Annotated in this window: 10 protein-coding genes and 1 pseudogene; 2 read left to right on the top strand and 9 right to left on the bottom strand. The window is 61.8% G+C overall.

Annotated features, from left to right (window positions below; all coding sequences use genetic code 11):
- Together AB0323_RS23800 and AB0323_RS23795 are read left to right on the top strand one after the other, a co-directional pair.
- Positions 1–111, top strand: a pseudogene (locus AB0323_RS23800) (tyrosine-type recombinase/integrase); the annotation flags it as partial.
- A gap of 88 nt (positions 112–199) precedes the next feature.
- The gene (locus AB0323_RS23795; RefSeq protein ID WP_366179525.1) at positions 200–388 is read left to right on the top strand and encodes a hypothetical protein; all 189 of its coding nucleotides are present in this window, start codon (positions 200–202) and stop codon (positions 386–388) included.
- Positions 389–612: 224 nt separating this feature from the next.
- Here AB0323_RS23795 and AB0323_RS23790 read toward each other — a convergent pair whose 3' ends face one another.
- The 9 genes from AB0323_RS23790 to AB0323_RS23750 all read right to left on the bottom strand — a co-directional run.
- On the bottom strand, positions 613–1059 hold the full coding sequence (locus AB0323_RS23790) for a VOC family protein (RefSeq protein WP_366179524.1): 447 nt from the start codon (positions 1057–1059) through the stop codon (positions 613–615).
- A 30-nt stretch (positions 1060–1089) separates the two neighbouring features.
- The gene (locus AB0323_RS23785) at positions 1090–1953 is read right to left on the bottom strand and encodes a sugar phosphate isomerase/epimerase (protein WP_366179523.1); all 864 of its coding nucleotides are present in this window, start codon (positions 1951–1953) and stop codon (positions 1090–1092) included.
- 157 nt (positions 1954–2110) lie between these two features.
- Positions 2111–3346 carry an MFS transporter gene (locus AB0323_RS23780; RefSeq protein WP_366179522.1) on the bottom strand — a complete coding sequence of 412 codons (1236 nt, stop codon included), beginning with the start codon at positions 3344–3346 and terminating at the stop codon, positions 2111–2113.
- Positions 3347–3665: 319 nt separating this feature from the next.
- Positions 3666–4244 carry a flavin reductase family protein gene (locus tag AB0323_RS23775; RefSeq protein WP_366179521.1) on the bottom strand — a complete coding sequence of 193 codons (579 nt, stop codon included), beginning with the start codon at positions 4242–4244 and terminating at the stop codon, positions 3666–3668.
- 207 nt (positions 4245–4451) lie between these two features.
- Positions 4452–5300 (bottom strand): catechol 1,2-dioxygenase, encoded by an 849-nt coding sequence (gene catA, locus AB0323_RS23770; protein WP_366179520.1) that lies wholly within the window; start codon positions 5298–5300, stop codon positions 4452–4454.
- A 167-nt stretch (positions 5301–5467) separates the two neighbouring features.
- Complete coding sequence (gene catC, locus AB0323_RS23765) at positions 5468–5746, bottom strand: muconolactone Delta-isomerase (protein ID WP_366179519.1); 279 nt, start codon at positions 5744–5746, stop codon at positions 5468–5470.
- A gap of 52 nt (positions 5747–5798) precedes the next feature.
- Positions 5799–6899 (bottom strand): enolase C-terminal domain-like protein, encoded by a 1101-nt coding sequence (locus AB0323_RS23760; protein ID WP_366179518.1) that lies wholly within the window; start codon positions 6897–6899, stop codon positions 5799–5801.
- Positions 6896–7807, bottom strand: a complete 912-nt coding sequence (locus tag AB0323_RS23755) for a LysR substrate-binding domain-containing protein (protein WP_366179517.1) — start codon at positions 7805–7807, stop codon at positions 6896–6898. Before AB0323_RS23755 ends, AB0323_RS23760 begins: the two co-directional genes overlap by 4 nt.
- A 426-nt stretch (positions 7808–8233) precedes the next feature.
- On the bottom strand, positions 8234–8473 hold a 240-nt coding region (locus AB0323_RS23750), incomplete at its 5' end, for a tyrosine-type recombinase/integrase (protein ID WP_366179516.1).

Genomic DNA, 8473 nt, shown 5'->3' with positions numbered 1-8473 from the left:
TACGGTCCACACGCCCTCCGACACTCGCTTGCCTCAGCCTTGCCGGAGAAAAAGGTGCCGCTCCCGCCGATCTCTGAAGCACTCGGGCACGCCAGCACCGGTTCGACAGCGATCTACCTGAAGATCGAACTGGGACAGCTGCGCGGGTGCGCTCTGGACGTGCCAGGCCTCCACGAGAGCTATCTCGCCAGCCTTGGCGGTGACGACAATCCGGGACATCCTCGGCCACGCCGACCTCAAAACCACCGAGATCTACGCCAGAATCGACGGCGAGATGAAGCGACGAGCACTCCAGAGCGCCTTCACAAACCTCACCCCGCCCGATGCCATGCCCCTGTGGCACCAAGACACGGATATGCTCACCTGGCTGACCAACCTCGGACGCTGACCCCACCACAGCGGGGCGTTATGCCAAGAACACCTTCAGTGACGCGCCGTCAACACGCCAGCGCGAACAAAGACTTCTGCATAATGTCCCACTCCGCATAACCGACATATTCGGGCTGGAACGCCTTGACGGGGTGGCGCATGGGCTTCGGCACCTGATCGCCAGCCGGCGATCAGGTGCCGACACGCACTTGCCCATTGCCTGCAGACGAGAATTCGCCTCTCTTAGTCGAGTACCTCGACTAGCTCGAGAATATTTCCCTCCAGATCCCAAAAGTGTGCACACCGCATCTTGAGTTCGTCGTAGTCGGCGACATCCCAAGCGAACTTCACGTCGCGAAGTTTGAGCTCTGCAACGGCGGCGGCGCAGTCATCCACGGTGAAGGCCATGTGGAACGGGCCATTGTTAATGGCCATACCGGGCGGGTCTCCCCACTGAGTTGAAGACGGCGAGGATTCCTTCATCGAGACAAGCTCAAACGAGAATCCATTGACAGTCACGATCCGGACCTGAGCGTCAAGCTCCTCCGGGTCCCAGGCTCCGGTTACCACGGCGCCGAGCTTCTCCTGGTACCAGGCAATCATTGCGTCCATGTCGCGCACGGAGATCGCATAGTGGTGGCCACGGGTGACCTCGCCAAGCGGGTATTGCATTCGACCATTGCTGGACATAGTTAACTCCCTACAGTTTGTTGGGGTGGATTAGACGAAATCAGCGCTTCGCTTGAGTACATCATTCATTGCGGTGAATCCGATCGTGGCTGCTTCCTCGACGGGGCGCAACCAAACGTCGTGCGGCGAGAAAAGCTCTGCGTCCGCCCAGGTGTTGTAGCCGTGTTTGCGGAGTGCACCCAGGATTTCCACAGTTGGGGATGCACCGGTGCCGGGCACCAGGCGGTTGGGGTTGCCGGCAGGCGCGCGGTCACACACATGCAGACCGATGACGCGATCGCCGTGAGCCTCGATGTCCTCGAACAACGTGGGTGAATCCCCCGAATGCCACGTGTCGATAAGAATGCCAACGGCATCCGCGACCCCTGCATCGTCGATAATGTGGGCCGTCTCAGCGATGGACTGACCTAGGGTGTGGATGATCGATGGGTGGATCGGCTCGATCGCGATTCGAACCCCGCTTTTGGTCGCCACATCCGCGATGCGGCGCAGACCATCTCGCAGCGCAGCTTCAGCGGCTCGAGCGCTTTCGAAGCCGTCCGGCGAGCCAAACGACACAGTCACGGACGAAGGCTTGTACGGTCCGAGGCGCCGGACGGCGTCGCAAATCTGGCGGATACGGGTCTCCGTGTCCTTCGGACCTTCGAAGTCGATGCCCTTCCAGTCTCCCTTCGGCAACACCACTCCTTGCAAGGGCAGGATCGAGAGGACGCTGACGATGCAGTTCGACACCTCGAAGCCGAACTTGTCCAGCAGGCGGCGGTTGTTGTTGTCGTCCTCGGGCAGTTTCATCTCCAGAAGGCCAATGGCTTCGAAGCCCGCTGCTGCATATGCGGGCAAATCCTCTTCGAATGTGGCTTGCATGGTCGAGATCTGGTTCATGGCGGGTTTCATGCTGAGATTTCCTTTCGCGGGGGCTGCTAAGGGCCCGTGGCGGTGAACATAGATCAGATGTACGCAGTATGAGCAGAACAGGTGATGGGCGCCGTCCCAGGGTTGGAGAACGGAACGGCTGCTGACACAGGTTTCTCTTTCGTGCTGCTTGACGTAGTTATAGTGCGACGACGTAAGAGTCAGGGGCGGGCGCTGAATGCACCTTTTTGGTTGCGATGACCAGCATGATGGCGCAGAGAATCACTAGCGCAGGAATCACCAGAAAAGCGATGAACGTGCCGGTGACGTCCGACAATGCCCCCAGGATGATGGGGAAAGTACCGATCGCGATGCCCTGTCCAATCGAGATGCGCGACTGCGCCTTGGTTTCCTCACCCGGAGAGACTGAAAACAGAGAGGCAGCTGTCAAGGGCTGCAGCGGGCCGATCCCCAAGCCAGCAATGAAGAGTCCTACGACGGCAACGAGAGGGACGCTCGCAGTCCAGAAGATAAGCCATCCCAACGCAGTAACGATAAGGGCAACCAGCAGCAAAGGCCTGAGCGTCCATCGGGTACTGAGTCGCGATGAGATCGATCGGGCAATCAGTTCACCCAGAATGAGCGCGGAGGCCGAGGACGCGGCTGCCCCCAGGCTCATGCCCGCACGCTCCGAGAAGAGCGCCGGAACCCAAAACAGGGTGGAGAACTCCAAAGCGATACCGCAAATGCAAGCCACCCAGAGGAGCCAGAATACGCCAGTAGTTTTCGATGGGCGGGCTGCCGACGGGTGAGCGGCGTTTCGCAGGCGTCGCCCGTCAAGTGCACCTACTCGGGGCATCCCCGCCAGGAAGAGGCACGCGATCACAAGGAGCACAATGGTTGTGGAGATGCCGACCCTCCATCCCCATCCCGCCGAGATACTCAGACCAACGAGGAACGGTGATGCCAGGCCCGCCGCCGCCCCAATCGCGGCGCCCTCACTCAACGCAGCTGGAGCCATGGCCTGGTGATGCACTGCCAGGCCCGGGAGCACTGAGGCGATAATCGACTCAGCCCCGAAAGCACACACAAAGGTCGCCGCGACAGTTAGAGGGAAGGAAGAACTCAAAAGGAGCCCAATGAGACCAACGGTCAGGATGGTGCTCGCAGAAAAAAGAACCCTCTTGCGTCCCAAACTGGCTGTGGCTCGGTTGATCGCGAGTGCCCCCAGAATCAGTCCCAAGGCGAGAGCCGGTCCTATCAGCCCCGCCTCCCCATTTGATATCTTCTGCTCCTGGGCGATGATCGGAACACAGGGAGAGAATCCAAGCATGAACCAACCAAATGTACAGAAGTAGGCGTATAGCGAATAGGTGACGCGGCTTCTCACGAATTTAGGTTTAGCGGAAACCGCGACGATGGGTTCAGCGGACATTACCTGCTCCTGCCGTCGTGTGTATTGGTTTCGTCATTGTCTTATCTCCTTTGATAGCAACAAACTTCAAAATCTGGATGATCGGGATGAAAAGAGCGCCCTCAATGCATTCACGGGCACCTGCAAAGCACGATGTCGTTCTCCGGCATGAACTTCGCTCCCGGTGGCGCAAGAGTGCACGAACCATCGGAACGCCTCATGCAAACGTCTAGAAGGTGCGAATTGTGTTCCGGCTACAAGGACTTGTCCGGTCGCTCGATCCGACAATGAATCGACGAACCCGACAAGCGTCCGGCCGTCCTGGTGGGAGGAATCCCGGCTAGGGGCTGCGCATCCGTTTGAAAGTACTGGAGCCGGCGAACCAGCCCGATTCGGGAGCGTCGCCGGGGTGGTCCCATGGAGCACCCTCGACCAAGCGCCCCATCTCGCCGAACTTCCCGTCGGAGAACAGGAGCGGCTGGCGATCGGTGATGTCCACAGCGATGACCTCGCCCACCACGATGATGTGGTCGCCGCCGTCATAGATGTTCCAGGGCTGGCATTCAAGTGTCGCTGCATTCTTCAGCAACACCGGAACGTTGCCGGCGAGGGCCCACTCGGGCTCATCGTCCAGCACCTGGCCGCCGAAGTGCAGCGCGACGTCCATCTGCTCGAGCGAGAGGATGTTGATCGCGAACGGGGTGCCTTCGAGATACCGGGCGGCCCGTGAAGTACGTGTCAGCGTCACTTGGGCCAGCGGTGGGTCCAGGGACACCGCGGTGAAGGCGTTGACAGTGGCACCGAGCGGGACACCGTCGGCCGTGCGGGTGGTGACCACCGTGACTCCGGTGACGAACCTGCCGAACGCGTGCCGCAGGTCGAGGTTATCAACGCCGCCTCTGACTGCTCCCTGAGTCATCGACGTCTCCTGTCTGGTTTGAGGTTGTGGGGGCACTGAACGCTGCCTGGCTTCATAGTGCAGAAGGAGCGTTTTTGGCAGTGCGCCATCGCGGTATGTCTGCTGGATGGATCGACGGCGGTACTGTGCCGCCGCGTGTGCGATGTTTGGTGGCCCGGGGGATCGCCCCGGGCCTAACAAGCACCAGCCCTGGAACTCGTAGCGGGCTTAGTCCTCGGGGTCGAGGATGAAGTCGTAGGTCACTTCGCGGCAGTGGCCGTCGGCACGCCGGGTGGGGGCAAGGATGAGTTCGGGCTTGACAGCGGAAGCGATGTCGTCGACGACGTGCTCGCCGCCTTCGAAGTAGAGCTGGGTGGTGATGGGCTGGTGCCCGGGAGCCGAAACCTTGAAGTGCAGGTGGGCGGGGCGCCAGGCGTGCCAGCCTGCCGTAGCGATGAGCGCCCCGCAGGCGCCGTCCGTGGGGATCTGGTACGGCGCGGGCTGGATGGTGTTGATCTCGAAATAGCCTTCGCCGTCAGCGATGACAGAGCCGCGGAGGTTCCACTCCGGCAAGCCTGGGGCGAACTGGGAATAGAAGCCTAGGTCATCGGCGTGCCACAGCTCAATCAGCGCCCCGGCCAGCGGTTCTCCGGCGACGTTCTTCGCCTGGCCCTGGAACAGCAGCGGAGTGCCGGGCTCATCCTTACGCATCTGCAGGGTGGCGGGAGTGTTCTGCGTGGGCGCGTCCGGGATGTAGTACGGACCCTCGATGGTGCCCTTGGTCCCATGCCGGTTGTCGTTGGCAACCTCCTCAACCGAGTGCTCCACCCAGACGTCCAGGAACAGCGGCCATTCCCCGTCTTCGCCGACCTGGATGAGCCAGGCCTTGAAGGCGTTGTACTCGTCATAGGTGACCTTCTCATCCAGGACGATGTCGTTGACCGCCTTGAGGAGCCGGCCGGCGAGGGCGTTGACGCGCTCCTGGCTCGTGCCACCGCCGATCTGCTTGTTTTCCCTGAAGCGGGCGGTGGCGCCAGCGCCCGAAGCGGCCGCAGTGGCCTGGGTTTCCGTCGTCATAGTGACTCCTTCGTCGATTCACGGTTCGGGTTCCGGACCGTTGTGCTCTGCACTGTGCTGTGCATCACGTTCCTTGTGGTTTCAACAGTAGGTCCGGAATTTATTGATGAGAAATACCCATCTGCCGCTGATTGAGAGCCGGGGTATATGAATCCGAATCCGACCGACTACCCGATGGCAGAGGGGTGCTTGGCCAGCGGTGTGACCTTGATGTCCATATACCGAAACAGCGGCAGGCCTGAGAGAAGGGTGTGCAGCTCGTCGTTGTCCGTGACGTCGAAAACCGAATAGTTGGAGTACTCGCCCACGACTCGCCACAAATGCGCCCAGCGGCCATCGTGCTGGAGCTCCTGGGAGTACTCCCGTTCCTCCGCCTTGATGGCGTCAGCGCGTTCTTTGGGCATGTCCAGCGGAATATCGACATTCATGCGGACCAAGTACAGCATAAGTTTCTCCTTGCAGTGTGGCGTTTCTGAGGGCAGGTGCTGGCGGAGACGCCTAGTCCCGACGGTACTTCTGCAGCTTGTCGGCATCGATGACAGCACCGACGCCGGGGACCTCGCGGACGCGGATGGCACCGTCGTTGATTTCGAGGGGCTCCGCGAGCAGGTCGTCCGTCATGTCCAGGTAATTGGAGAGCTCCCCCGCCCGCCTGGAACTGGCCTCGAAGGCCGCGCCGAAGGTCACCGTGGCGAGGCTTCCGACCTGGGTGTCGATCTGGTTGCCCATCGTGACATCCACGCCCAAGCCCTCGCAGAGACCGAGGATCTGCTGGGCCTCGGTGAAACCGCTGCGCGCGGTCTTGATACATACGGCGTTGCTCCCGCCGGAGAGCAATTCCCTAGACACGTCGCCCAGGCTGGCAACACTCTCGTCACCGACGATCGGAATCATGGAATGCTGAACCAGACGACGGCGCCCCATCGCCTCTCCTGCGTCGCACGGCTCCTCCAGCATGGACAGTCCCAGGCCCTCCGTCCGGCGGAGGACCTCCATGGCCTCATTCGCAGTCCACCCGCGGTTGGCGTCGAGATAGATCTCGGTGCCTTCGCCCAGGCCCTCCCGCAGCACATGGCAGGCCTCGACGTCCAGGGACAGCGGCCGGCGACCGGTCTTGAGCTTGAAGGTGTTGATCCCATACGTCTCGCGGAAGCGCAGCGCTTCCTCAAGAAGCTCGCCGGCGAGCTTGAAGCCCAGCATGTGGGAGACCCGCATGCTGTCGGTGAAGCCGCCCAGCAGTTTGTGCACCGGGGTACCGAGAGAGATCCCGACGACATCCCAAAGCGCGATGTCGAGGGCGCCCTTGGCTGTGGGGTTATGGACGGTGCGGCGCAGGATTTTCTGGACCTTGGAACGGTCCAGCGGGTCCAAGCCGATCAGTTGCGGCGCGAACACTTTGGTGACCACCGAAATGATGGAGTCCTGCGTTTCGCCGTAGGTATACGGGCGGGGAGGTGTATCAGCCACTCCGCAGATCCCAGTGTCCGTGTGCACCCGGATCAGTACGTGTTCCGCGGCCGTGACCTCTCCACTGGCGAACTTCAGGGGCCGGGCGTAGGGGATGGAATAGGGGATGGCCTCAATACGTGCGACTTTCATTCGGAGGTGTCCTTTGCGGCGGCTGCTGGCTGTGAGATGGCGAGGGCGTCGAAGAGGCCCAGAAAGGTCCGGATCAGCGGGGTCACATTGTTCCGGTTCCATGCGACGGCGAGGTCAACCGGCGGCGGGTCCCGGAGCGGGCGGAAGGCGACGCCTTGGAAGGAAAACATCCGGGAGGTCATGGGCACGAGTGCGACGCCCATGCCGGCGGCCACGAGCGAGAGCAGGGTGGATGTTTCCTTGGACTCCTGCACCAGGCGAGGCTGGAAACCGGCCTCGCGGCAGGCTTCAACGGAGATGGTATTGACGACGGAGTCCGCGGAATAGCCGATGAAGTCCTCGGCGGCGAGATCGGTGATGTCCAGCGTGCCACGCTCCGCGAGGGGCGAATCGGCGGGCAGAGCCGCCACCAGCTGGTCCTGTTCAAGCAGCCTCAGGGCGACCTCGTCGGACCGGACTGGGGGGCGGAGGACTGCCACGTCCAGCCGGCCCTCTTCAAGAGCAGCCTCCATCTGTGGTGTCAACATCTCGCCTTGCACAGTGATCCTGAGCCCTGGGAGGGTCCGGCGTGCTGCCTGAACGATGCTGGGCATCAGCCGGTACGTGGCGGTTCCGGTGAAGCCGACCCGGATCACGCCGGTGGCTCCTGCGCCCACCTGCTGGACGTCCTCCACGAGGGCGCCGAGGTCCTGCAGCAGCGCGCGTCCGCGGTCCAGCAGGACCTGCCCGGCCGGGGTGAGCTCAACCTTGCGCGTGGTGCGCAGCAGCAGGGGCGTGCCGAGCTGCTCCTCGAGCTGCCGGATCGCCTGCGACAGCGGCGGCTGCGCCATGTGCAGGCGGAGGGCTGCCCGGCCGAAGTGCCTCTCCTCGGCCACGGCAATGAAGTACTTCAGGTGCCGAGTCTCCATTGACGCTCCTGGCAGATCGAGGCAGGGCCCGGTGCCATGCATGCTCAGACCAGCCTAGGATCCCCGATTAGTAAGGGGAAATACTCATTTCGGATCCATTAGGACGAATCCGATTCTAATCTGAGCAATGTCAAGCGCGTCCGTCCGTGTTTCCGAAGACTGTCGTCATCTACAGCCGGAATTCGCGGCTCTGGCAGACCTCCAATGTTGGTTCTGCGTGTCCGCTGAGCCGCCGCCCCCACGCGGTGCTCGTATGGTCAAGACACGCTATGGAAGGGCCCCGCCTGCACTGGGGCGCTTTTGAGACCACTCCCCCACGTCGTGACCACAACGAATCGGAACCCATGCTTCTAACAGGTCCGGCGACGGCACCGGAAATTTTCCCCACAGACTGTGGGACAAGGGTGGCTCGAGAGGCAACCTCACTTAGCCTAAAGCAGCCCAAGTGGCACGAGCTGTTGGGCCTTGTGCGCTCATCAAGGTGCGACGCCCTGTGCAGGGTCCGACTGGCAGAGAGACGTGTTGAAGTTTGACGAATTCGATCTTCAGGTAGATCGCCGTCGAACCGGTGCTGGCGTGCCCGAGTGCTTCAGAGATCGCCGGGAGCGGCACCTTTTTCTCCGGCAAGGCTGAGGCAAGCGAGTGTCGGAGGGCGTGTGGACCGTG

The sequence above is a fragment of the Arthrobacter sp. NPDC080031 genome, from assembly GCF_040702485.1.
GTDB lineage: Bacteria > Actinomycetota > Actinomycetes > Actinomycetales > Micrococcaceae > Arthrobacter.
The sequence above is the reverse complement of the archived record's forward strand: the minus strand, read 5'-3'. Positions and strand labels throughout refer to the sequence as shown.

Excerpts from the sequence above, each read along its gene's own strand:
- catC (WP_366179519.1), bottom strand. The coding sequence starts at position 5,746 with ATGCTGTACTTGGTCCGCATGAATGTCGATATTCCGCTGGACATGCCC.
- AB0323_RS23790 (WP_366179524.1), bottom strand. The coding sequence starts at position 1,059 with ATGTCCAGCAATGGTCGAATGCAATACCCGCTTGGCGAGGTCACCCGT.
- AB0323_RS23755 (WP_366179517.1), bottom strand. The coding sequence starts at position 7,807 with ATGGAGACTCGGCACCTGAAGTACTTCATTGCCGTGGCCGAGGAGAGG.
- catA (WP_366179520.1), bottom strand. The coding sequence starts at position 5,300 with ATGACGACGGAAACCCAGGCCACTGCGGCCGCTTCGGGCGCTGGCGCC.
- AB0323_RS23780 (WP_366179522.1), bottom strand. The coding sequence starts at position 3,346 with ATGTCCGCTGAACCCATCGTCGCGGTTTCCGCTAAACCTAAATTCGTG.
- AB0323_RS23785 (WP_366179523.1), bottom strand. The coding sequence starts at position 1,953 with ATGAAACCCGCCATGAACCAGATCTCGACCATGCAAGCCACATTCGAA.
- AB0323_RS23775 (WP_366179521.1), bottom strand. The coding sequence starts at position 4,244 with ATGACTCAGGGAGCAGTCAGAGGCGGCGTTGATAACCTCGACCTGCGG.
- AB0323_RS23760 (WP_366179518.1), bottom strand. The coding sequence starts at position 6,899 with ATGAAAGTCGCACGTATTGAGGCCATCCCCTATTCCATCCCCTACGCC.